A 20,521-nucleotide genomic window follows, 5' to 3' on the forward strand; every position below is an offset into this window, starting at 1 on the left:
TTTTTAACGTTTCGTTTCTATTTTTTCTTCAAGCGTTTTTAACCGCTCATGCAGCATTTTATTTTCTTCTTCGAGCGCTTTGTTATTGGCTCCTTTTGAACTGAGATAGGGATCATTTTCCCACCAGTCCATGCCGATTTCTTTGGCTTTATCAACCGAAGCCACAATCAAGCGGATCTTTATCGTTAATAGCTCGACATCTGCAATTCCTACGGTGATGTCCCCCGCTATAACAACTCCTTTATCCAAAATCTTTTCGAGCACATCTACAATCGTACTTGACTGCATATTATGTTCGACTGCCATACTGTTCCTCCTACCGACCGCTTAAAGCAGGCTGCCTAGCGGTCCAAGATCAATATTTAAATCTTCTGCGTCCAGACCGAACACCTCTTTCAACTCGTCCATTTTTTCTTCTAAGTTCATTAGTGCAATTCCTAAGTTTTCAATTTGTTCGTCCGTCAACGTTCCACCCTCCACCCGCCTCATGGCATGACGTTCAACGATTTGCCTCAATAGCTCAATAACTGTCATCACAAGCTGCGCTAAGCCTTGTTCAGCTTGATCAGGATCCAAGTGGATTCGCCCATTTGCTTGGCTGACCGGTTGCATCCATTAATTCCTCCTTTTGTTTATCAAATTGTTCAGAAGTGATTGGTTTGCGATTTCCTTCTTTTGCTTGCACAAGCGTTTCAACCGAAGAAATAAGCACCCGCAAATCCAAATACACTAAATCGACGCCAGCTATGGAAATGATTAAGTCTCCTTTAATGGCGACTCCTTTATCTAAAATGACATCTAAAATATCAATAAGAGCAATATCTTTATTCTCCATGGATTGTTTAAGAGACATAATGTTAATTCCTCACTTTACGCAAAGCTCGAGAAATGATAGGGCGGCCATGGTCCCGTCACTTCAAACTTCCAGCCTTTATTTTCAAGCTTTTGCTGAAGCTCTTCTATTTCGTTTACGAACTTAGCAATCTGCAGAGACGGGAGAAGAAACACGCTGTTCCACGCCATCTGTTCAGCTGCGCCCGTTACATCCTTGCTCCAATTCTTTTTAACAGAGTCATAAAGCGATAATTCTTTAAGCTTGTCATGTATCTCTTCACACACTTTGTTTTTATGAAGTTCTAATTCTTTTTCAATCAGCTGATCTATTTTTTTCTTTTCAAAAAACTGTCTTCCTGGTGATAAGTGACTAATTTCTTCTTTTTTCGCTTTCACGCTTTCATTTGTTTCGCTGATCCCTTTTTTAAGCTCCGTATCATCACAGTAAATCTTCACGTTCCATTCTTCATTTCCTTGAAGCAGCGTCAGTGAATTCTCTATCTTTTCTTTGTTAATCTCAATAGCTGCTTGCAGACTTTCTTCACTTTTATAAATGGTGCAAAATTTTAATGGAATGATCGTAAATTCTTCGTACAAAGCGGCTACCGTCTCGTGATGATGAAATGCTTTTTCCTGCAGCCAGCTCATATCCTGCTCCATTTTTTCTTTAATCACTTCTTCTGAATAGGTGTCAGCATCCAGTTTAGAAACTACAGCCGTCACCTGATCAATCGTTATTGGGTACAGTGAATGTTCTCCGTCAAACCCTTTATAAGATGGAAACGGCTCTATGGATGCTGCTTCTTTTGTTGGAATTAAACCGTATAAATACAGTAATTCTCCCATCTAGGATTCCTCATTTCTTTTTTGTGTTAGCTCTTCCCATTGTTCAATTTCTCTTCGTTTCGCAATTTCGTACCTCATTAACAATTCCTCTTCTTTTTCTTGAAACGCTTCTTCGGGAATTTCACCAAGCTCAAACATCATTTGAAGCTGAATGAGTTTTTGCTGAATCGTCGGAAGGTCATATAGCTGTTTATCAGCTTCTTCCTGTACTTTTTCGCCGATTTTCACTACAAGGTTAATAGGTGCGGTTACTAATTTGTGAAGCACGTTATTTTTCTTCCACTTTTAGGCGAATGTTTACAAAATTATAAGCAGGCCAAGGACCGCTGTAATGAAAATCGGCTTTGTCTTTCCAGTTTTCATGCGCTTCATTCACTTTTTCATCAAACTTCGCTTCATCTTCTCGGTTAATTAAGAAAGACGCGTTTAAAAGCATCGTTTCGCCCGTTGGCTCATTTGCTTTTGCTGCTTCTGCTGCTTCTTCAAGCGGGGAAAACACATCTGTCTTGACTTCTTTTTGCAGAGAAGTAAACATCTTTTGAGCCATTCCCCCAAGTTGAATACGCTCATAATAACCGGCTGCTTCTGATTTTCCTTTTACGGATGCTGATACTTTTTCAAGTTCAGGATTTTCGTTTACTTTTTTCTCAAGCCATTCTTTTTTCCCAATTACTTTTAAACCGACTTCAATTTTTCCTTTGATCGCTGGAAACAGCTTTTCAAACTGCGGATAAAGGTTTTCCAAAAGAACTTTTACATCTTCTTTTGATTTGAATACATTCCCAAAGCTGATTGGAATAACCGTATCGTTCTTGTCCATAATCGCTGCTACTGCGTTTTGATGCATTAATAAATTTTGGCGATTAGGATGATAAATTTTCATCGGTACTTCAGCTGCTACCATAGCCGCGTCTTTGTAGCGAATCAAAAACGTTTCAGCTTTTGTTCCTTCTACTTCGACCGAGCCAAATTCTTCGTCTTTATCCGTTTGAATGGCGCTAAAAATATAAATACCTGTTTCGTTTGTTTCACTCATGTTTTCAAACTCCTTTACTTTTCTTCACTGTCTATATTCTTGCATTCTTCTAAAATGATTTTTTCGGCTTTGCTTTTTGCATTTTTTTCATCCAAACATCTAGTAAGCGGATGATGTAAAACATCCATACATAACGTTTGAAACTCTTCATTATTTCCGTCAATAGCAATGTCTTGCTGCGTGGCAAGAGTAGCGATCATAAGGGAAGCCCGCAGGCTAAGTCCGCTGCTGTTTTCGTCTCCAGAGCGGTTTCGCACGTTTGCTACGAGCGTTACAATTATGCGCGCTTCGTTTTCTTCTACGTCCGTTTTCTCCGTTAAGATCGCTGTCTCTCTGTCGATGTCTTTATAATCAATAAACATGGTAATTAACCTGTCAAGAAGCGCATCTTGCGTATCATATACGCCGGCATACTCAGCTGGGTTGCTTGTGAAGATGACGCGGAAATCGGGATGCACGCGCACAAAAGGATCGGTCATTTTTACTCCATACAGCGGCAGCACGCCTTCTTCTAATATCGATAGAAAGATATTATTCGTTGCAGGCTTAGAACGAGTAAATTCGTCGTAAATCAGCGTATAGCCATTTTTTACAGCTTCAAGCAATCGGCCATCCTGCCAGTTTTCACTCACTTGTTCATCTTTTTTATATACCGAACGAACATACTGGTCGATTACTTTTTTGCTCGTGTATCCCGTAAAATCGCCAATTAAATCTTTGTTGTTGAGCTCGTGATTCCCGTGCATCAGCATTACAGGACGCTTTCTCTTTTTAGCAAGCGCTCGCGCTAAAGAGGTTTTGCCTCCGCCGGCAGGACCTGTAAAATGAATGGAATAGCCGGATTTTAAATAGCTCAGCGCTCTTGAAAGAACCTCTTTTGTCTCGTCATCTTGTATAAAAGTTCCACTGCCTTTTTTCCTTTTGTCTGTTAAGACGGTCATTTTTACGTTCCTCCTGCCATCTTATCGTTTATGCTTCAATGCCAATGGCGCTTCTATATCTGACGTCGAGTCGTTTAAATGAAATAACTTCTTTTTCTTTATTTAAAAAGCACTCGTACGTTCCGAGCATTTCATCTTTTGCGTATTTTTTCATGTATTCTCGTTCTTCAATGACTTCAACAATAACTCTCCAGCCTTCATCTTCAGTAGCTTCCACCGAGGTAATTTTATGAGGAGGAGCTACGTGTTCACCGAAAAAGTCGTTCACGGCTTGCATAATTTTTTTAATTTCCATTTTTAGTAGCCTCCAATAGTTAGATCTAAAAGCTGGAACCAACCTCAAAAAAGGAAGGTTCCATATCACTTCATATTAAATACTAAAACGCGGCTGCCCTTCACTTGAATTTGAACGTTCAGGAAGACCGTTTTCTTCTACGTCGTCACGAAGAAGCCCTACTGCTTCTGCATAGCGTAACCATGTATCAACACTGGCAATAACCACTCGCGCTTCAATCGTTAAAATTTCAATTCCTACAACAGAAACTCTTGCAAAAGCGTCAATAACAATTCCTTTATCTAAAATACGGTCAATAACTTCTGCTAAACTTGAACTATTAGTACTTTTTTGAATAGACATATCTCATTTCTCCTTTCGCTTATGATCCCATTGTTTTTAAATCTGTAGATGATTTAATATCAGTGGAACTTTTAATCTTAGTAGAGCTTTTAATATCCGTTGCTTTTTTAATCTGATTTACACCTTTTATTTTCCGCTTATTTTTTAACTTCTCTTTATCGTCTGAAGAAGAAACTCTTTCTTGAAAGTCCTCTCCAGCTTCTTTCACATCGCTAAGCTTATCTTTTACTGATAGTAAGACGTCTTGAAGCTTTTCTTTTGCGTCTTCCCCTTTGCCGTGTACCTTACTGGCATTTTTTTCTTTTGTTTCCTGCAGTTTTTCTGACGCTTCATTTGCTTTTTCCTGCAGTTTCCCTTCAGTTTTTTCGACAAATTTTTCTTTCGCTTTTTCTTTAACCTTTTCTTCTACCTTTTCCTTAACAGGTTCAGGCGTATGATCGATAATCTTTTTTCCTGCTTTTAAGGCTGCTTTCTCCACATCTTTTTTATCCATGAAATTCCCCTTCAGGACGAATATCTTACTTTTTAGCGTCCATGAGTTTGTTTAGCATCTCTTCAATGCGCTGCAGCTGATCGTTCATATTTTTATTTTCTTCTTTTAGCTCTTCGTACTGAGACGTTTCCATTTCTGCGCTTTCGCTGACTTCTTCCTGCGCATTTCCCTGTTCATTTGATGCCTCTTCTTTTTTCTTTTTAGGTGCCAGCAGCTTGCTTAAATTGTCTTTTTCAAGATAGCCTGTAGCCGTCTGTCTTAATGCTCCCATCGCTTGCTGCGTTAGAATATCCTGTGCGTTTCTTCTTAACTCTTGTCCTGTCGCACGTACAATTTCTGATTGTCCTAAGCGGCTGAGTACTTTTTTACTCGTTTGAGGACTTGAAAGAAGCCCAATTCCTGCTCCTACTACGCCTCCTAAAATAGCAAGATTTAAAGAGTTTTGCGTTTTTTCTTCCTGCTGCTGATTTTCTTGTTTTTCATTTTGCACATTGTTATCAGTTGTTGACATGTTTCATCCTCTTTTCTCTTATTATTATTTATTTAATGAATTTTCTTACGATTAAAAGACTTAAAAGCTAAGCCCTGCACCTCGCTCCTCTGTTCGGCCAGGCAGCCCTTCTTCCTCTACTTTGTCGGTTAATAACCCGACGGCTTCTGCATAGCGAAGCCACGTATCGACACTTGCAATCACAACTCGTGCTTCAATCGTTAAAATTTCAATTCCTACGAGTGATACTCGGGCAAAAGCATCGATGACAATCCCTTTGTCGAGAATTCGATCAATCACTTCTGCTAAACTAGAACTATCTGTACTTTTTTGAATACTCATTTTTAGCAGCTCCTTTTGAAATTTAGCTAAATGAATGATGCTACTAATCAATCTGCTTAACTTTTTAATTAAACATACTTTTGAAATATACTTTTTAGCCCTCTTTCAAACATGAATAATTTGCTAAAAAGTAATTCCTGAAAATAAATTAGAAAATTATTCTAATAAGTATAATAATTTACAGTTAATTTATGGATAATCATTGGACATAAACCCTATTGTTAAAGCTTTTATCAAGAATATAACTCTAGAATAAAACAATAAATACATTATTGTTACAATAATATTACATTATAATTTAAGGCATATTATTACTCGATACACCATGATATATTTTGATATTTTTAACTATTATGGAATATTATTGTTAGGTGAATGTGTTTAAATCAGTGCATAAAAAAATCTGCCGCACTGCGACAGATTTCTCCTACATATCATACGTTCTATAAAATCATTCCGGTTAAAGGCGCTTTCGGATTTCCATCATGATCTGAATCTTCTTTGTCTACTAAAACAAGCAAGCTGCCTTCTTTGACTGAATCATTATATTGTTCGGCCTGCTGTTTTGGAATTCCCATACTTACTAAAATACCAGACAGACCTCCTACGCTCGCACCAGCTGCTGCACCTGTTAATGTAGCTACAATCGGACCAGCTGCCACAATTGGGCCTATTCCCGGTATGGCAAGAGCGCCGGCACCTGCTAATATTCCGGTCAAGCTCCCTAGCGTACCTCCGGTAAGTGCTCCAGTTGCTGCCCCTTCTGCTTTGGTATTCGTTTCTTTCTGAACTTTTTTGGTCTTTTTATGTTTGCCGATGATAGATATTTCTTCTGATGTATACCCTTCTTTTTTCAAACTCTCTACAGCTTGAATTGCTTCTTGTTCCGTTTCGTATACCCCCACAACATTCTTTGCTTTTGCTTCCATATTATCTCCTCCTCATTAATGTTGTGTGTACCCAAGAGCGTTACTTTGAAACGTTTTAAAGAGTAAGTATTTCTAAATAAATGACGCCAAATCAATCTTCATTTAGTGACTTTCTTCTCTTCTTACCAAACAGCATTGCATAACAAAACCCTAAGAAAATATGCGTTCTTAAGGTTTTGACTTAAGCAGCTGTGGTATTCTTTTTCACAAACTTCATAAACAATCCGCGAACTAAAGGTCCCATTATGAGAAGCTGAAGCGGGTATGCCACGATAAAGTTTTTCATAACGATCAATGCATAGCTTGAAAGAAGCGGCTCTCCGCCTAAACCTTTCGTAATCGACATCGTAATTAATCCGTATACAGACATGCAAAGCACCATTCCGATCACCATACATGACGACAAAATCAACACGACTTTTAACTGTTTCGATTTATCAAACGGCAGTAAAAATGCTACTTTTTTTGCTACGGGACCGACAAAAAAAGTTTCGACAGCCATGGCAACGACAAATGTGATAACCAAGTTCAAAATACCTTCTGCGAGTGTGATATGCCCGATGACGTCATTCATTAACATGTTATACACCGTCATCACAAGCACCATCCCTCCGCACATCATCATTCCAAAATACATACTTTCTTTTTTAGTTGTTGGCACATTCCTCATCCTTTTCATCTTTTTTACTTGGATTAGTATAGCTTTTTACATTCCTCCTTCGTAAGTGAACAATTTGTGAACATTCTTAAGCGGCTGGTGCTCATTTTGTGAGGAAGGCTGAGTACGGCAAATCACTCTAGTCTATATCGTTAATCAATGTTTGAAGATGTAACAAAAAACCCCCGCTCTATAGACTAAAGCGGAGGTTGGTTTTATAGAGATTCCGTGTGAGATCCGGGCGGAATTGGCGTTTGGATGCGGAATACTTTTTCCCATTTTGAGACGACGATACAGGCAATCGCGTGGCCCGGAACGTTGACTCCTGTTCTTGCCATATCCATGATCCGGTCTACTCCTGCAATAATTGCCACTCCTTCAGCCGGCAGACCTACTGCATTGGCTGTTGCTAAAAGAACAACAAGTGAACCTGACGGGACAGCTGCAATTCCTTTACTTGTCATCACCAGTATAAGCATCATAAATAATTGCTGAGTTAACGGCATATCGATGTTAAAAGCCTGTGCTAAAAAGACGCATGAAACGGATAAATACAAAGTAGATCCATCACAGTTTAACGACAGGCCCGACGGAATAACGAACGACACGACTCGCTTAGGACATCCGTACTTTTCCATCCGCTCCATCAGCTGTGGCAGCACCGTTTCTGTACTTGTTGTTGAAAACGCAATAAGAAACAAATCCCAAATCATTTTGAATACTTCAAAGTAGTTGAATTTGAATAAAAACCCAACAAGGGGAAATAAAACAAATAAAATAATAAAAAGACCTAAAAAGACGGTTCCAATTAGCTTTAGCATTGGAAGCAGAAGTGCAATGCCGTATTGCCCTACAGATGCAGCCATTAGCGCTAGTACACCAAGAGGCGCTGTGACCATAACAATTTGCGTTAATTTAAACATAATTTTAGCCGTGGATTCAAAAAATTTCATTGCAGGTTCGGATGCTTTACCAACTCCTGAAGCGGCAACACCGAATAAAATAGCAAAGAAAATCACGGCCAGCAAATCATTTTTTGCCATCACATCTACGATATTCGTTGGAATGATGTTCAAAATCATTTGTTTAAAGTCTACGACTTTGTCGGTGTACTGAGATAATTCACCGATATCTTTTTTAACAAGATGAGAAAGATCGAGGCCTACTCCGGGCTTTAGCAAATTTACTAACAGCAGACCGATTCCTAATACGATGGTAGTAATGATTTCAAACCAAATAATCGTCTTTAACCCTAGACTCCCCATTTGTTTCATACTGCCGCTTCCCGCAGCACCTATGACGATGGTTGAAAAGACAATCGGCACCACAATCATTTTAATGAGGCGGATAAACCCGTCCCCTACCGGTCTTAAAGCCATCCCGAAGTCCGGAAAAAAGTGCCCGATAACAGCTCCGATTACTAATGCAATTAAAATTTGAAACGCTAAAAACTTTTTCACATTTCTCCCTCCCTTTTGCTTTCACGAAACGGACATCCATTCCATTAATATCCAAATTCTCAGACACTTTAAGTAAGTTCGGGACATTTAGCTAGATTCCTTCTAAAATAGACAAATTGGTCTATATATTTTGCTTTATCCGTTAAAACACATAGAAAAAAGCCAGAGTGAAGTTGTTCTTCATCCTGGCTTTTTTAATTCTTATGCTTTTTTAACAAACTGAGATTTTAAGCTCATCGCTCCAAATCCGTCAATTTTGCAATCGATGTTATGATCGCCTTCTACTAAACGAATGCTTTTTACTTTCGTTCCGATTTTTACAACCGATGAGCTTCCTTTTACTTTTAAATCTTTAATGACAGTAACTGAATCGCCGTCTTTTAAAAGGTTTCCGTTTGCATCTTTTACAGTAAGCTGTTCTTCCGTACTTTCTGTTTTTTCATCTTGCCTCCATTCATGCGCACACTCCGGGCAGACGAACAGGTTTCCATCTTCATATGTATACTGTGATTGACAGCTTGGGCAATTAGGTACACTCATTTTCTTTTCCTCCAGCAGCAGCTCGTAACCAATGGTACGATCACGAGATTACGTTTTTTATCTATTTTATACTGTCACAATTTTATGAGATTAACAAGCTTTTCTATTTCTTTGCTGCTGATGTTTTCTTTTCCAAATAAGTGAGCCGATAAATAGAACAAAACCTGCTCCAAAGACAAGAAGCTGATCTAAATAAAGGTCACTTGTTTTTACATACCGTATAATAAATAACCCTCCAAACATCAGCATCAGCATACATGAAAACCGAATGAGGTATGAATTGATTTCCATTTTTCATTCCTCCTTTTTGTAAGACTTTTTTTGTTACGAAAAAAACACGAACCATATGCCAAATGTAACTGCGTATAACGGTAAAATGACGGCTAGTTTTTGCTTCCACCCTTTAAAAAAGGAAGAATTACGAGGCGCAAACCAAAGCTCTAACGTACCGTATAACAGAAGTGCTCCCGCTGCTAGTATCGCAATCACAGTCTCCCCTAAGTCCATACATACTTCTACGCACTTGAAGCTAAGCGCAGCGTATATAGTAAGTCTCATCATTATAAAAGAGCTTATAATCGTGATGCGTACGGGTTTTGAATACTCTTTCACATAATACATTTATTACCATTATATCATAATAAAAGAATTTTTGAGATTTTTTATACATGTTAATTATTATATAATGAAAATTAGACACAGAGAAAAAAGGGGGAATTTTTTGAAGAAAACTCAGCTTATTTTTGTTATTACACTGCTTATTGAAGCTGGATTAACCTATGCGTGCTCATCATTTTTGTCTATTCGCTTTATTGAGCTTATGTTTTTTAGCGGACTTTTGTTTTCAGTTTTGACTTTTTGGTTTTCAAGCAGCGGAAGCAACAGCGCTCATTCTCACTATAAAGCTCATTCCATGAGGTTAATGTCTGGGGCCAATATTGAACATAATCCGTTTCGTTTGCGCTGGACGGCTTATTTTCTTGCTTCTTTAAGCTTTACGGGAGTGGGCCTGATTTTTTTCATTCTGCTGCTGACGGACGTTATTCCTCCAGTAAGCTAAAAAACCTGCTCTTCACAGAGAGCAGGAACTTACGAAAACAGCTTGAGAAGCAGGCATTTTCGCTTTACTTTATTCGCAACAGCTTGAGTCACATGATCTTTTAAAGGCCGAGTCAATATTCGTTTCAGCGGATGTTTTAGCATCCGTTTGCTAACGGGAACTTTAAAGATAACGCTGAGAACCACTGTTGCTAAAACTGAGAGCAGTAAGACCGCAAAAGGCTTTTTTTGAAACCATCTCAAGAAGATAAGCATCATTACATAAATAAGTGCTGACCACCCTAAATGCCAGCCGTGCCTAAAGGTAATCCCCTTGCAACTGAGTCCAATCCATTCTACAAACGAAGCTGTACATACCCATTTTGCAATATATTTCACCTGCTTAGCGAGCGTAGACGGATAGGTAGCTAAGAACGACAAAGTCATTAGAGGTGTAATAAACATAAGATGTAAAATACGCAGTCCTTTTAATGAAAGATGAGAAGATTTAAAATCCCAAAGCAATTTATCATTACATAAAAAGTAGTAGAGAATATTAAAAAAGCTCACGTATAAAATCCCAGCATACAGCTCGCGTATTTTTTTCCACGTTTTCTTATGGATATTTTGAAAAATCAGCCATAGAAGGACAGAAATATGCACCTTTGTTCACCTCTCTAACATCGTTTTTAGAACCTCTGTTATTGTATTTTCGTTTCTTCCTGCTTCTTTTCAATTTTTCGAATCCATCCAATCAGCATTCGGTTAAGATACGATTTTAACGTTACGCTAGTAAAAGTGTGGTACCACATCCAGCCTGTTTTCCACTCGATGAGCTTCGTTCGTTTTTCAGCCCATAATTCAATAAAAAACATCGGGATCGTAAAAAGCACAATTTTATATAGAACTTTCAACCCTTTATCGTAATACGTAGCCTGGTTAATCATGACGGATATCATAGGATACAGCAAAAAGTCGAACAACACGTTAATTCTAAACTGTTTTTTCAATAAGCGAGTTGGATATCGAAGAAGGCCGTGAGTTATAATAAATTTATCAATAATACCATTTGTTAAGGCGTTAAATACATAGGCCAGCAGCCAATCTTTAATTGGTGGTTTTCTAAATAAAAAAGGGAGAATCCCCAGGGCGATAAGTAGCATTACACGTAAAAATTTCACTTCAAACTTTTTATTTCTCATCACCTTTTCGCTCCTTTCACCAAGTGTTATTAGCCTACCTTCATGTCAATTGGCAGCTTGAGACGGCTGTTCTAACCACGTTCTGCTTACATACGTACATGTTTGTTTTAGTTTTAAGTTCTTTGAAGAGATTTATACATATGGTTGAGACATGAAAAAAGCCCAACTCCAATCAGTACGGGCTTTTCCCTCCAACTATTCTGTTTCTTTTACCCGTTACCATCCAGCTACAAATCCATCCGTTCGTGATTCACTTCCTCCGCATAGCACGCCGCTTTCAGGATCTCACCAAATAATCTGTCCGCGCCCAAATGCCATTGAATCAACGGCTACTTCAATTATATGTCCTTTTCGTTCAAGCGCTTGTGCTACGTGTGAGGGAAAAGCTGGCTCTACAAGCACCGTTTTATCTTTTTTCCACTGCCATCTTGGCGCGTCTAAAGCGGCTTGAGGATGAAGATGGAAGTCAATCGTATTCATGACGACTTGCATATGTCCCTGCGGCTGCATAAAACCTCCCATCACGCCAAACGGTCCTACGGGCTCATTATTTTTAGTGAGAAAGCCTGGAATAATGGTATGAAACGTTTTTTTATTAGGAGCAAGACAGTTATCGTGAACAGGATCCATTGAAAAATTATGTCCGCGGTTTTGCAAGGCAATTCCCGTTTCTGGCACAACGATTCCAGAACCAAAGCCCATATAATTGCTTTGAATAAACGAAACCATGTTTCCTTCTTCATCAGCCGTTGCTAAATACACCGTTCCGCTTCCAACAGGTTCTCCGGCTTCAGGCTGCAGGGCATGTTCTTTTATAAGGCCGCGGCGATAGCTTGCATATGTATCAGACAGAAGCGCACTAACAGACACGCTCATTTTTGCTTCTTCCGTAATGTATTTTTCCCCGTCCGCAAACGCAAGCTTTATTGCTTCTATTTGTTTATGATACGTACCCACCGCATCTTTTTCTTGAAGCTCAAAGCCTTTAACGATATTTAATGCCATTAACGCAATAAGCCCTTGACCGTTCGGAGGAATTTCCCACACATCATATCCACGGTAGTGAGCGGAAATCGGGTTCACCCACTCAGGCTCATAAGCAGCCAAATCTTCCTTGGATAAAAAGCCGCTATATTTTTTGCTGAATGCATCAATACGATCCGCAAGCTCACCTTTATAAAACGCTTCTGCATTTGTTTCGCCAATGAGCTGAAACGTACGGGCGTGATGTATGGATGACCACATCTCTCCTGCTTTTGGTGCTCGTCCATTTGGGGCAAACGTTTGAAACCATGCCTCAAATTCTTCACTTGTATGTACTCGTTTGAACGTATCGTACGCTTGTTTCCATTGTTTCGCGAGAGTAGGCGCTAGCGGAAATCTTTCTTTGGCGTACTGAATAGCAGGCTGCAGCACTTGAGAAAGAGGCAGTTTGCCAAACCGCTTCGATAAAGCAGCCCAAGCAGCCGGAGCCCCGGGAACCGTAACGGGAATCATTCCGTACTTAGGAATATCTCTGTATCCTTTTTCCTTTAGTGCATCAATAGAAATAGACTGCGGAGAAGGTCCGCTAGCGTTTAGTCCGTACAGCTGATTATTGGTCCAAACAAGCGCAAACGCGTCTCCTCCGATTCCATTAGAGGCGGGCTCTAATACTGTAAGGCTCGCTGCTGTCGCGATTGCTGCATCAATGGCATTGCCGCCTTTTTTAAAAATATCAAGGCCTGCCTGCGCTGCGAGCGGCTAAGACGTAGATACCATTCCTTTTTTTGCATAAATGGGAACTCGGTAAGATGGATATGGATGATAATGCGGATCATAGGTCATGAAAGCGCCTCCTTTTTCAGGTGTTTAAATTTTCTAAATAATACAACTTCTTTATTTTACCATATTCATAACGCAGCGGCTTTTTTTATCTTAGAATGACATGACTCTTTTTACCTAAAATTGGTATACTGATAGAGTACAAGAATCGCCAAGGAGGATGATGTATGAAAAAAGTAAAAGCTGCACTTCCACTCGCTGTTTCTTTAGCACTCGGGCTTCAAGTACTCCCTATGTCCACTTCAACTGTTCAAGCTGAAGCAGCGGAAAATGCTGCTCATCACTCAGCAAAAGTTGAAGTCAAACGAGCAAACGCATTTTTAACGAATGTGGCCAACGGCAAAACAAAAGAAGCTAAGCGCTACTTTTCCCGCAGCCTGCAGTCCAAAATGAGTGAAGACAACCTAAAAACATGGTGGTCAGCTCTAACGGCTCAGTTTGGTTCTGTAAAAAAAATTGGTACATCTGTACAAGGTGAAGTCAATACCGTTCATCGAAATATAGAAATTCCAATTGAATTTGAACACGTATCAGCTACTTTAACCATTCGCTTTAGTCAAAATCGTCAAATTGATGATTGGCGAATCGTACCGGTGGAGCGCCAGTTTTCGTTTTCCACACCGCCTTATGACACCCCTGAGAACTACAGTGAAAAACAGCTTTCAATCGGCAAAGCACCTTACGAACTTCCAGCAACGCTCACTCTTCCAACACGTTCAAAACATCAAAATGTACCCGTTGTTATATTAGTTCACGGATCAGGACCTTCTGATCAAGATGAAACGTTTATGAGCTTAAAGCCGTTTCGAGATCTGGCTTCTGGACTGGCTTCTCAAGGAATCGCCGTTTTACGCTACAACAAGCGTACATACGAACATACAGCTAAAATGTCCGGTGAAAGTAAAATAAACGTTGACGATGAAACAACGGATGACACCGTACTCGCAGTCAAAGCAATGGCGAAACAAAAAGGCATCGACAGCCGCAATATTTTTATACTGGGACACAGTCAAGGCGGCATGATGATGCCCAGAATTTTAAATCAAATGCCGGACAAAAGCGTGCGGGGCTCTGTTTTACTTGCTGCACCGAGCCGCACGCTTCCAGAGTTAATGCTTGAACAATATGCCTATCTTGTATCGCTGAATCAGCTTCCAAAAGAGCAGCTTGCTCTTTTTCAGCAGCAGTTTGCCATTTTACAAGACCCAAGCTTTTCGCCAGCTCAGCCGCCAAAAGAATTCCGCCTTGGAACTCCTTATTTTTGGTATGACTTAGCTCACTGGCACCCTGCAGAAGTCGCAAAATCTCAGGACACGCCGCTGCTTCTTTTACAAGGAGCGCGTGATTATCAAGTAACGACCGAAGATTTTGAAGGCTGGAAACAAAGCTTATCTCAGCGTTCCAACACTTCTTTTAAGCTTTATCCAAAGCTCAACCACTTTTTCACAGAAGGAACCGGTGAAAAAAGCACGCCGGCTGAGTATGCTGTTTCAGCCAACATTCCTTCTTATGTCATTGATGATATTGTGAAATGGGTTCGTGAAACGAAAAAATAAGAGAACAAGGCGCTGTTTTCCCAGCGCCTTGTTCTCTTATCCATTAAACCTACCCATCATCACCGTACTATAGTACTTGCCGTCAGACAGCACCTTGTTCTCTTATCCATTAAACCTACCCATCATCACCGTACTATAGTACTTGCCGTCAGACAGCACCTTGTCATTTTTTAATACTCCTTCTATTTCAAACCCGAACTTTGTATATAAATCAATCGCTTTTTTATTGTTCTCTAGCACATTTAGCGTCATTTTCTTCATGCCCGCGCTATCTGCCCACAGTATGGACTGCTGTAAAAGCTCTTTGCCAATTCCGTATCCCCAACATTCTTTTGCGACGCACACACCAAACTCTACTTTATGAGCAAATCGTTTCAACTCGTTGCCTTGGCACCTTGAGTATCCGACAATTTCATTATGTATAACCGCTGCTAAAAATAAGCTTCGTTTACTCTCCGTGTCACGACTAATAAGCTCTTCAAAGTCCCCTTTATCCATATACCCTTCTCCTGACTCACGATCTAAGTTTTCCGTTTCTCCATCTAGCTGAACTCTCAGGTGAGATAATTCGCCTGCATCGCTAGTGGCAGCTGAGCGAATGAGGTACTGAGGTCCTTTCACATGGTAAATCTGCTGGCTGATGACCATCGTATACCTCCAAACGTCTTTCTTTCAATAAATCTATCAATTGAATTTAATTTCCTTTAATATAAATATTATACATAAAGATATGAAAGAGAGTTGAATGACTTGCTTTGGTTACTGCTTTTGGTCCTATACGGCATTTATAAAATCTATAAATCAAAAAGACCGTTAACGAAGTTTGGCCATTTTTATGAGAGAGCGTTTGAGCTAGAAGAAAAAAAGCGATATGAAGATGCGCTTGATGTACGCAACCAAGGGATTGAACTTCATACCCTTACGGATTTAGAACGTGCCGATTTACATTTAGCAAACGGGCGTATGCTTTTGAAACTAAAGCAGTATGAACAAGCAACGAAACACTACGACGCCTCATTTAAACTAGCAAAATATGAAAAATTTCCTTACTCAGAAGGATTTGACGAAGTCATTGAAGCTTACTTGTATGCAGGGCGTAAAGAAGATGCGCTAATCATCACTAATGACATGTTAAAACGGCAAAGCTACGATCAAAAATTTAAGAAGCTAGAGCCTTTAAAAGAAAAGCTTCTTTCACATGAAGACTAATGGTAAAATTAAACAAATGAAAGCGTATTATTAAGAGCGGTTGAGGTGAACGTAATAGTCATAACCGTTATTGTAGGTGTGTTGGGTTTGATTGGTTTAATTGCAGCAGGATTTGCGACCAATTATAAGGATACGAAGTAAGATGTCGTAAAGAAGAGAGGTTAGGACAAACGCAGGTTTCACGTATGTAGTAGCTTCTAGCTGTGGTTGGAGGGCGAGACGAAGACTCCTGCGGGGAAAGCGGAATAGGTGAGACCCCGCAGAAGCGTATGCGACAAGGAGGCTCACCGGCCGCCCGCGGAAAGCGAAGTCTTGCACGGAAATCAACCGCGGTGTCACAAGCCATCCATACGAGCTCCTTTGTCCCTTTTTCCGCCTTTAGATTGGGGTAATTTTATGTCTGAATCTCTTTTTTAACGAGCCAACAACTTTTCTGCGACGCACAAAAACATCTTTACTCCGACTTCAAGCGAGGCTTCATCTACCGTAAATTTCGGATGGTGATGAGGGTATACGATGCCTTGTTCTTCATTTCGCGCTCCAATGTTAAAAAAAGCTCCTTTTGTTTCCTGCAGGTAAGCTGAGAAATCTTCTCCTCCCATTTTAGGAGACAGCGTCTTTACACGTTCTTTTCCATATTCTTCGATAGCTGTTTCTTCAATTAAACGCGTAATTTCTTCAGAGTTAATGACGGGATGATACCCATTTTCATATGTGAAGGTGTACTCTGCACCGTAGGCTTCGGTTAGTCCTTTTACAATCCGGTCAATTTGTGCCGGAACTTTTTTTCGCAGAGCCGCGTCAAAGCTGCGAACGGTACCGTTAAGCTCCACTTTATCAGGAAGTACGTTGTGCGTAGTTCCTCCGTGAAATTGTGTAACTGATACGACTAATTTATCGATTGGATTCGTCGTTCTTGAAACAATCGTTTGGAGATTCGTCACAATTTGCGCTCCTACAACAATGGCATCAACTGCTTCATGAGGCGCTGCAGCGTGCCCTCCTTTTCCTTTAATCGATATATTAAACGTGTCAGGCGAAGCCATCATAGGACCTGCAAGCACGCCTATTTCTCCGACCGGAAGACCAGAATTCAAATGAGTGCCAATCACGTAATCCACACCTTCCATCACGCCTTCTTTCACAAGCTCCTGCGCTCCCCCGGGCAGCAGCTCTTCTGCGTGTTGAAAAATCAAGCGAATTTCTCCTTTAAATTCATTCCCCAATTGAGAAAGAACAGAGGCTACTCCTAATAAAATAGCCGTGTGACCGTCATGCCCGCATGCATGCATCACGCCTTTATGAACTGAAGCAAATGCAAACGTGTTTTCTTCTTCAATCGGCAGCGCGTCCATATCCGCTCGAATCGCAACCACTTTTCCCTGCGCTTTTCCTATTAATCTAGCCACCACGCTTGTTGGTGTAGGACGCGTAATGATAAAGCTTCCAAACGAACGAAGCGTATCTTCAACGAACTGAGCCGTTCGGTGCTCTTGAAACGATAATTCAGGATAGCGATGAAAATGTCTTCTCCACTCAATTACCTGCTTTTTTAAGCTTTCTGTGACGCTGTATTCACTGATTAATTTGACTGTCATACACATACTCCTCCTCTGTTTGACTATATCGATTGGCTGGAACGGAAAGGTTCAAATTTCCGCGCAGCGTACTGCTTTTATACGAAGTGTCGTAAAGCCCACGCTCTTGTAAAATAGGCACCACTTTTTCTACAAACTGATGAAACGTCTCGCTCATAAACGGGCGAAGCACAAATCCATCCGCTGCTTCTTGCTCATGCCATTTTTGCATTTCATCCGCTACGTGCTCCGGGGTTCCTGAAAACGGCGAACGAGGCAAAATTGTTTCAAGTGCCGCTTCTCTTAACGTTAACTTCCTAGCAGCTGCCGCTTGTTTAATTTTATTTGTAGTGCTTTGAAACGCATTTGCTCCTATATCCCCTAACTCTGGAAACGGTGCGTCTACGTCAAATTGATGAAAATCATAATCATCAAAGAAACGGGCTAAATATGTAATGGCATGATCGATTGGAATTAAAGCGGCAAGCTCTTGATATCTTCTTTCTACATCTTCCTCGCTATCTCCTATAATTAAATCAATACTTGGAAAAATGAGAAGTTCTTCAGGGGTTCTGCCGTGGTCTCTTGCTCTATTTTTCATATCTTGATAGAATGCCTGCGCTTCTTCTAGTGTATGTGCATTGGTGTAAATCGCATCCGCATTTTCTGCGCCAAATCCTCTTCCTCTTTCTGATGAACCCGCTTGAAACACAACCGGATGTCCCTGCTTTGAACGAGCAATATTTAACGGCCCTTGAACTTGAAAGTGCTTGCCTTTAAATCCAAGAGTATGCATTTTCTTTGGATCAAAAAACTGACCGGTTTCTTTTTGATAGGTAAAAGCATCATCTTCCCACGAATCCCACAGCCCTTTTACTACGTCGAGATGCTCTTTTGCAATTTCATATCGTTCGCTGTGAAGAGGAAGATATCCTCTGCTGTGATTGCGCGCTGCCCCTTCTTGTGGAGAAGTGACTAAGTTCCATCCCGCTCGCCCGCCGCTGATATGATCAAGAGACATCAGCTGACGAGCGATGGTAAAAGGCTCACTGAAACTTGTTGAAACCGTCCCAACTAAACCGATATGATTCATAGAAGCAGCAATAGCTGACAGTAGCGTAATGGGCTCAAAACGATTTAAAAAGTGAGGAATGGACTTTTCTGATATTGCTAACCCATCCGCAATAAAGACAAAGCTGAACAGTCCTTTTTCCAATATACGCGCTTGCCTCTTGTAAAACTCAATATTAATGCTCGCATCAGGCTCTACGTCCGGATGTCTCCATCCATCCGTCGTATTTCCAAGTCCTTTAATATTTGCTCCTAGCATTAGCTTTCTTTTTTTACTCAACGTATACTTCCTCCTTTTTACGACAAATAAAAAAGAGATGCTTTGATTGTTCAAAGCATCTCCAGTCGTCTGGTCGATTATTTTTAAACAGCTATTTATTTAGAGAAAATAGCTGTTGACCTCTCATTTATTTAGCATATTTGAATAGTATACTCACTATTCCTATAAGTCAAGTTTGTTTTTAGTTAAAATAGATGATCTCTTACTTCTTTAGTTAAACTTAATTACGATTTCATTCTTTTTAAATTTCTCAAAACTCACTTTGACTATCGGAATAACCGGTGATATAACTATATGTACATTCAGCATCCGTACCGCCTGTCAGGCTACTGAAGGCTCTTATCTTCTCTTCAACTTGAAGCGAGATAAGAGCCTTTGGCATTTAAGGAGATGAATGTTTTACCCAGCTCATTTATTTTCACTACTTAACTAAGGAGGCGTTACATATGAGTTTGCAATTTGCTTATTGGGCCCCGAACGTAAGCGGAGGCCTTGTCATTTCCAACATTCCTCAAAAAACAGAGTGGTCATTTGAGGCAAACAGCCGGTATGCGCAAATTGCCGAGCAGGTGGGCTTTGATTATGTTCTCTTGCAAACTAGATTTTTTGCAAGCTATGGAGCTGAAAATCAACTAGAAGCTGCGACTCTCGCTTCTGCTCTGGCCGCCACTACTAAAAAAATCAACATTATTACAGCGGTTCTTCCGGGGTTATGGCATCCCGGCGTATTTGCTAAAATCATTTCGACTATTGATCATATCAGCAGCGGACGCGTCTCTGTGAACGTTGTAAGCGGCTGGTTTAAAGGCGAATTTAACGGCTACGGCGAACCATGGCTAGATCATGATGAGCGCTACCGCCGTTCTGAAGAATTTATTAACGTGCTTCGAGAACTATGGAAAAACGAAACGACTACGTTCAAAGGAGACTTTTACCGATTAAATGACGCACCGTTAAAACCAAAGCCTCTTCAGCCGCCAAAAGTATTTCAAGGAGGAAATTCTAAAGCCGCCCGTGAAATGGCAGGCCGAGTATCAGACGTTTATTTCATGAACGGCAACTCGATTGAAAACTTAAAAAACCAAATTGAAGACGTAAAAGCAAACGCAAACGGCCGTAATATTCAATTCGGCGTAAACGGGTTTGTCATTGTCCGTGAAACAGAAGAACAAGCAAAACAAGTGCTAAAAGAAATTGTTCTACAAGCAGATAAAGAAGCCGTTGAAGGATTTGAAAGTCAAGTAAAATTTGCGGGCAAAGCTTCTCCTCAAGGTGAAGGCATGTGGGCAAACTCTTCATTTGAAAACTTAGTTCAGTATAATGACGGCTTCCGAACTGGCCTTATCGGCACAGCCGAACAAGTCGCCAATCAAATTATCGAACTCAAAAAAATTGGTGTGGATATTATTTTGACAGGCTTTTTACATTATGATGAAGAAATCAAAACGTTTGGCGAAACCATTATTCCGCTCGTAAGACAAAAAGAACAGGAACTAAAAGAAAAAGCGGGCGCATTGTAAATAGTTTATCACAATGAACATTAAAATCTTTGGAGGTA

At 40.3% G+C, this 20,521-nt stretch carries 28 protein-coding genes and 1 pseudogene; 5 read left to right on the top strand and 24 right to left on the bottom strand.

Features of this window, described 5'->3' with window-relative positions; all coding sequences use genetic code 11:
• Nucleotides 1-3 precede the first annotated feature (3 nt).
• From ACN6NE_RS00665 to ACN6NE_RS00750, 18 genes are all read right to left on the bottom strand, one after another.
• Nucleotides 4-306 (bottom strand): gas vesicle protein, encoded by a 303-nt coding sequence (locus ACN6NE_RS00665; RefSeq protein WP_013057989.1) that lies wholly within the window; start codon nucleotides 304-306, stop codon nucleotides 4-6.
• Nucleotides 307-327: 21 nt separating this feature from the next.
• Entirely contained in the window at nucleotides 328-612 is a 285-nt protein-coding gene (locus tag ACN6NE_RS00670; protein WP_013057990.1) for a gas vesicle protein K, read from the bottom strand.
• Entirely contained in the window at nucleotides 566-853 is a 288-nt protein-coding gene (locus ACN6NE_RS00675; RefSeq protein ID WP_129710594.1) for a gas vesicle protein, read from the bottom strand. Before ACN6NE_RS00675 ends, ACN6NE_RS00670 begins: the two co-directional genes overlap by 47 nt.
• A gap of 17 nt (nucleotides 854-870) precedes the next feature.
• Entirely contained in the window at nucleotides 871-1,680 is an 810-nt protein-coding gene (locus ACN6NE_RS00680; protein ID WP_129710595.1) for a GvpL/GvpF family gas vesicle protein, read from the bottom strand.
• Nucleotides 1,681-1,947, bottom strand: coding sequence for a gas vesicle protein GvpG (locus ACN6NE_RS00685; RefSeq protein WP_129710596.1), 267 nt, complete (start codon nucleotides 1,945-1,947; stop codon nucleotides 1,681-1,683).
• 1 nt (nucleotide 1,948) lies between these two features.
• The gene (locus ACN6NE_RS00690; RefSeq protein WP_016764909.1) at nucleotides 1,949-2,716 is read right to left on the bottom strand and encodes a GvpL/GvpF family gas vesicle protein; all 768 of its coding nucleotides are present in this window, start codon (nucleotides 2,714-2,716) and stop codon (nucleotides 1,949-1,951) included.
• A 14-nt stretch (nucleotides 2,717-2,730) separates the two neighbouring features.
• Nucleotides 2,731-3,657 carry a gas vesicle protein GvpN gene (gvpN, locus tag ACN6NE_RS00695; RefSeq protein WP_474324071.1) on the bottom strand — a complete coding sequence of 309 codons (927 nt, stop codon included), beginning with the start codon at nucleotides 3,655-3,657 and terminating at the stop codon, nucleotides 2,731-2,733.
• A gap of 28 nt (nucleotides 3,658-3,685) precedes the next feature.
• Nucleotides 3,686-3,952 (bottom strand): gas vesicle protein GvpO, encoded by a 267-nt coding sequence (gvpO, locus tag ACN6NE_RS00700; protein WP_013057996.1) that lies wholly within the window; start codon nucleotides 3,950-3,952, stop codon nucleotides 3,686-3,688.
• 75 nt (nucleotides 3,953-4,027) lie between these two features.
• Nucleotides 4,028-4,294 (bottom strand): gas vesicle structural protein GvpA, encoded by a 267-nt coding sequence (gvpA, locus tag ACN6NE_RS00705; RefSeq protein WP_013057997.1) that lies wholly within the window; start codon nucleotides 4,292-4,294, stop codon nucleotides 4,028-4,030.
• 19 nt (nucleotides 4,295-4,313) lie between these two features.
• Entirely contained in the window at nucleotides 4,314-4,787 is a 474-nt protein-coding gene (gene gvpQ, locus ACN6NE_RS00710; RefSeq protein WP_474324073.1) for a gas vesicle protein GvpQ, read from the bottom strand.
• A 25-nt stretch (nucleotides 4,788-4,812) separates the two neighbouring features.
• Nucleotides 4,813-5,298: a GvpT/GvpP family gas vesicle accessory protein gene (gene gvpT, locus ACN6NE_RS00715; protein WP_129710599.1), complete on the bottom strand. Its 486-nt coding sequence runs from the start codon at nucleotides 5,296-5,298 to the stop codon at nucleotides 4,813-4,815.
• A 60-nt stretch (nucleotides 5,299-5,358) separates the two neighbouring features.
• Entirely contained in the window at nucleotides 5,359-5,619 is a 261-nt protein-coding gene (gene gvpA / locus ACN6NE_RS00720) for a gas vesicle structural protein GvpA (RefSeq protein ID WP_013058000.1), read from the bottom strand.
• A gap of 443 nt (nucleotides 5,620-6,062) precedes the next feature.
• Entirely contained in the window at nucleotides 6,063-6,548 is a 486-nt protein-coding gene (locus ACN6NE_RS00725) for a general stress protein (RefSeq protein WP_043981350.1), read from the bottom strand.
• Between the two features lie 181 nt (nucleotides 6,549-6,729).
• Nucleotides 6,730-7,209 (bottom strand): DUF2798 domain-containing protein, encoded by a 480-nt coding sequence (locus ACN6NE_RS00730; RefSeq protein WP_129710600.1) that lies wholly within the window; start codon nucleotides 7,207-7,209, stop codon nucleotides 6,730-6,732.
• Nucleotides 7,210-7,421: 212 nt separating this feature from the next.
• Complete coding sequence (gltP, locus tag ACN6NE_RS00735) at nucleotides 7,422-8,666, bottom strand: glutamate-aspartate/proton symporter GltP (protein ID WP_129710601.1); 1,245 nt, start codon at nucleotides 8,664-8,666, stop codon at nucleotides 7,422-7,424.
• Between the two features lie 201 nt (nucleotides 8,667-8,867).
• The gene (locus ACN6NE_RS00740; protein ID WP_129710602.1) at nucleotides 8,868-9,206 is read right to left on the bottom strand and encodes a zinc ribbon domain-containing protein YjdM; all 339 of its coding nucleotides are present in this window, start codon (nucleotides 9,204-9,206) and stop codon (nucleotides 8,868-8,870) included.
• A 90-nt stretch (nucleotides 9,207-9,296) separates the two neighbouring features.
• A complete protein-coding gene (locus ACN6NE_RS00745) occupies nucleotides 9,297-9,497 on the bottom strand; it encodes a hypothetical protein (protein WP_474324075.1) in 201 nt (66 codons plus the stop codon).
• A gap of 33 nt (nucleotides 9,498-9,530) precedes the next feature.
• Nucleotides 9,531-9,695 (bottom strand): hypothetical protein, encoded by a 165-nt coding sequence (locus ACN6NE_RS00750; RefSeq protein WP_240702741.1) that lies wholly within the window; start codon nucleotides 9,693-9,695, stop codon nucleotides 9,531-9,533.
• A gap of 232 nt (nucleotides 9,696-9,927) precedes the next feature.
• Between ACN6NE_RS00750 and ACN6NE_RS00755 the strand changes: the two genes are divergently transcribed.
• Nucleotides 9,928-10,266, top strand: coding sequence for a hypothetical protein (locus ACN6NE_RS00755; protein WP_129710605.1), 339 nt, complete (start codon nucleotides 9,928-9,930; stop codon nucleotides 10,264-10,266).
• A 29-nt stretch (nucleotides 10,267-10,295) separates the two neighbouring features.
• Here the strand turns inward: ACN6NE_RS00755 and ACN6NE_RS00760 are convergent, their stop codons facing one another.
• The 3 genes and pseudogenes from ACN6NE_RS00760 to ACN6NE_RS00770 form a co-directional block, all read right to left on the bottom strand.
• On the bottom strand, nucleotides 10,296-10,907 hold the full coding sequence (locus ACN6NE_RS00760; protein ID WP_474324078.1) for a CBO0543 family protein: 612 nt from the start codon (nucleotides 10,905-10,907) through the stop codon (nucleotides 10,296-10,298).
• A 38-nt stretch (nucleotides 10,908-10,945) separates the two neighbouring features.
• Nucleotides 10,946-11,446: a CBO0543 family protein gene (locus tag ACN6NE_RS00765; protein WP_129710657.1), complete on the bottom strand. Its 501-nt coding sequence runs from the start codon at nucleotides 11,444-11,446 to the stop codon at nucleotides 10,946-10,948.
• Between the two features lie 216 nt (nucleotides 11,447-11,662).
• Nucleotides 11,663-13,273 (bottom strand): annotated as a pseudogene (locus ACN6NE_RS00770) (gamma-glutamyltransferase family protein).
• A gap of 164 nt (nucleotides 13,274-13,437) precedes the next feature.
• Here ACN6NE_RS00770 and ACN6NE_RS00775 point away from each other — a divergent pair.
• The gene (locus ACN6NE_RS00775) at nucleotides 13,438-14,826 is read left to right on the top strand and encodes an alpha/beta fold hydrolase (RefSeq protein WP_474324080.1); all 1,389 of its coding nucleotides are present in this window, start codon (nucleotides 13,438-13,440) and stop codon (nucleotides 14,824-14,826) included.
• 102 nt (nucleotides 14,827-14,928) lie between these two features.
• Here the strand turns inward: ACN6NE_RS00775 and ACN6NE_RS00780 are convergent, their stop codons facing one another.
• The gene (locus ACN6NE_RS00780; RefSeq protein WP_474324082.1) at nucleotides 14,929-15,474 is read right to left on the bottom strand and encodes an N-acetyltransferase family protein; all 546 of its coding nucleotides are present in this window, start codon (nucleotides 15,472-15,474) and stop codon (nucleotides 14,929-14,931) included.
• Nucleotides 15,475-15,576: 102 nt separating this feature from the next.
• Here ACN6NE_RS00780 and ACN6NE_RS00785 point away from each other — a divergent pair, with 102 nt between their 5' ends.
• Together ACN6NE_RS00785 and ACN6NE_RS00790 are read left to right on the top strand one after the other, a co-directional pair.
• A complete protein-coding gene (locus ACN6NE_RS00785) occupies nucleotides 15,577-16,035 on the top strand; it encodes a hypothetical protein (protein ID WP_474324084.1) in 459 nt (152 codons plus the stop codon).
• 203 nt (nucleotides 16,036-16,238) lie between these two features.
• Nucleotides 16,239-16,427 (top strand): hypothetical protein, encoded by a 189-nt coding sequence (locus tag ACN6NE_RS00790; protein ID WP_474324085.1) that lies wholly within the window; start codon nucleotides 16,239-16,241, stop codon nucleotides 16,425-16,427.
• Nucleotides 16,428-16,448: 21 nt separating this feature from the next.
• Here ACN6NE_RS00790 and ACN6NE_RS00795 read toward each other — a convergent pair whose 3' ends face one another.
• Together ACN6NE_RS00795 and ACN6NE_RS00800 are read right to left on the bottom strand one after the other, a co-directional pair.
• Nucleotides 16,449-17,633 (bottom strand): M20 family metallopeptidase, encoded by a 1,185-nt coding sequence (locus tag ACN6NE_RS00795; RefSeq protein WP_129710614.1) that lies wholly within the window; start codon nucleotides 17,631-17,633, stop codon nucleotides 16,449-16,451.
• Nucleotides 17,611-18,963, bottom strand: coding sequence for an LLM class flavin-dependent oxidoreductase (locus ACN6NE_RS00800; RefSeq protein ID WP_474324087.1), 1,353 nt, complete (start codon nucleotides 18,961-18,963; stop codon nucleotides 17,611-17,613). The genes ACN6NE_RS00795 and ACN6NE_RS00800 overlap by 23 nt, the downstream gene beginning before the upstream one ends.
• 446 nt (nucleotides 18,964-19,409) lie before the next feature.
• Between ACN6NE_RS00800 and sfnG the strand changes: the two genes are divergently transcribed.
• A complete protein-coding gene (gene sfnG, locus ACN6NE_RS00805; protein ID WP_474324089.1) occupies nucleotides 19,410-20,483 on the top strand; it encodes a dimethylsulfone monooxygenase SfnG in 1,074 nt (357 codons plus the stop codon).
• Nucleotides 20,484-20,521: the final 38 nt, after the last annotated feature.

It is taken from the genome of Priestia sp. 53B2, from assembly GCF_056099005.1.

Bases quoted from the DNA above. Each gene is read 5' to 3' on its own strand.
- ACN6NE_RS00795 (WP_129710614.1), bottom strand. From the start codon at position 17,633: ATGACAGTCAAATTAATCAGTGAATACAGCGTCACAGAAAGCTTAAAA.
- gvpO (WP_013057996.1), bottom strand. From the start codon at position 3,952: ATGGAAATTAAAAAAATTATGCAAGCCGTGAACGACTTTTTCGGTGAA.
- ACN6NE_RS00680 (WP_129710595.1), bottom strand. From the start codon at position 1,680: ATGGGAGAATTACTGTATTTATACGGTTTAATTCCAACAAAAGAAGCA.
- ACN6NE_RS00670 (WP_013057990.1), bottom strand. From the start codon at position 612: ATGCAACCGGTCAGCCAAGCAAATGGGCGAATCCACTTGGATCCTGAT.
- ACN6NE_RS00675 (WP_129710594.1), bottom strand. From the start codon at position 853: ATGTCTCTTAAACAATCCATGGAGAATAAAGATATTGCTCTTATTGAT.
- ACN6NE_RS00690 (WP_016764909.1), bottom strand. From the start codon at position 2,716: ATGAGTGAAACAAACGAAACAGGTATTTATATTTTTAGCGCCATTCAA.
- ACN6NE_RS00740 (WP_129710602.1), bottom strand. From the start codon at position 9,206: ATGAGTGTACCTAATTGCCCAAGCTGTCAATCACAGTATACATATGAA.
- gvpA (WP_013058000.1), bottom strand. From the start codon at position 5,619: ATGAGTATTCAAAAAAGTACAGATAGTTCTAGTTTAGCAGAAGTGATT.
- gvpA (WP_013057997.1), bottom strand. From the start codon at position 4,294: ATGTCTATTCAAAAAAGTACTAATAGTTCAAGTTTAGCAGAAGTTATT.
- ACN6NE_RS00665 (WP_013057989.1), bottom strand. From the start codon at position 306: ATGGCAGTCGAACATAATATGCAGTCAAGTACGATTGTAGATGTGCTC.
- ACN6NE_RS00765 (WP_129710657.1), bottom strand. From the start codon at position 11,446: ATGAGAAATAAAAAGTTTGAAGTGAAATTTTTACGTGTAATGCTACTT.
- ACN6NE_RS00780 (WP_474324082.1), bottom strand. From the start codon at position 15,474: ATGGTCATCAGCCAGCAGATTTACCATGTGAAAGGACCTCAGTACCTC.
- ACN6NE_RS00745 (WP_474324075.1), bottom strand. From the start codon at position 9,497: ATGGAAATCAATTCATACCTCATTCGGTTTTCATGTATGCTGATGCTG.
- gvpT (WP_129710599.1), bottom strand. From the start codon at position 5,298: ATGTCAACAACTGATAACAATGTGCAAAATGAAAAACAAGAAAATCAG.
- gvpN (WP_474324071.1), bottom strand. From the start codon at position 3,657: ATGACCGTCTTAACAGACAAAAGGAAAAAAGGCAGTGGAACTTTTATA.
- ACN6NE_RS00775 (WP_474324080.1), top strand. From the start codon at position 13,438: ATGAAAAAAGTAAAAGCTGCACTTCCACTCGCTGTTTCTTTAGCACTC.
- gvpQ (WP_474324073.1), bottom strand. From the start codon at position 4,787: ATGGATAAAAAAGATGTGGAGAAAGCAGCCTTAAAAGCAGGAAAAAAG.
- ACN6NE_RS00725 (WP_043981350.1), bottom strand. From the start codon at position 6,548: ATGGAAGCAAAAGCAAAGAATGTTGTGGGGGTATACGAAACGGAACAA.
- sfnG (WP_474324089.1), top strand. From the start codon at position 19,410: ATGAGTTTGCAATTTGCTTATTGGGCCCCGAACGTAAGCGGAGGCCTT.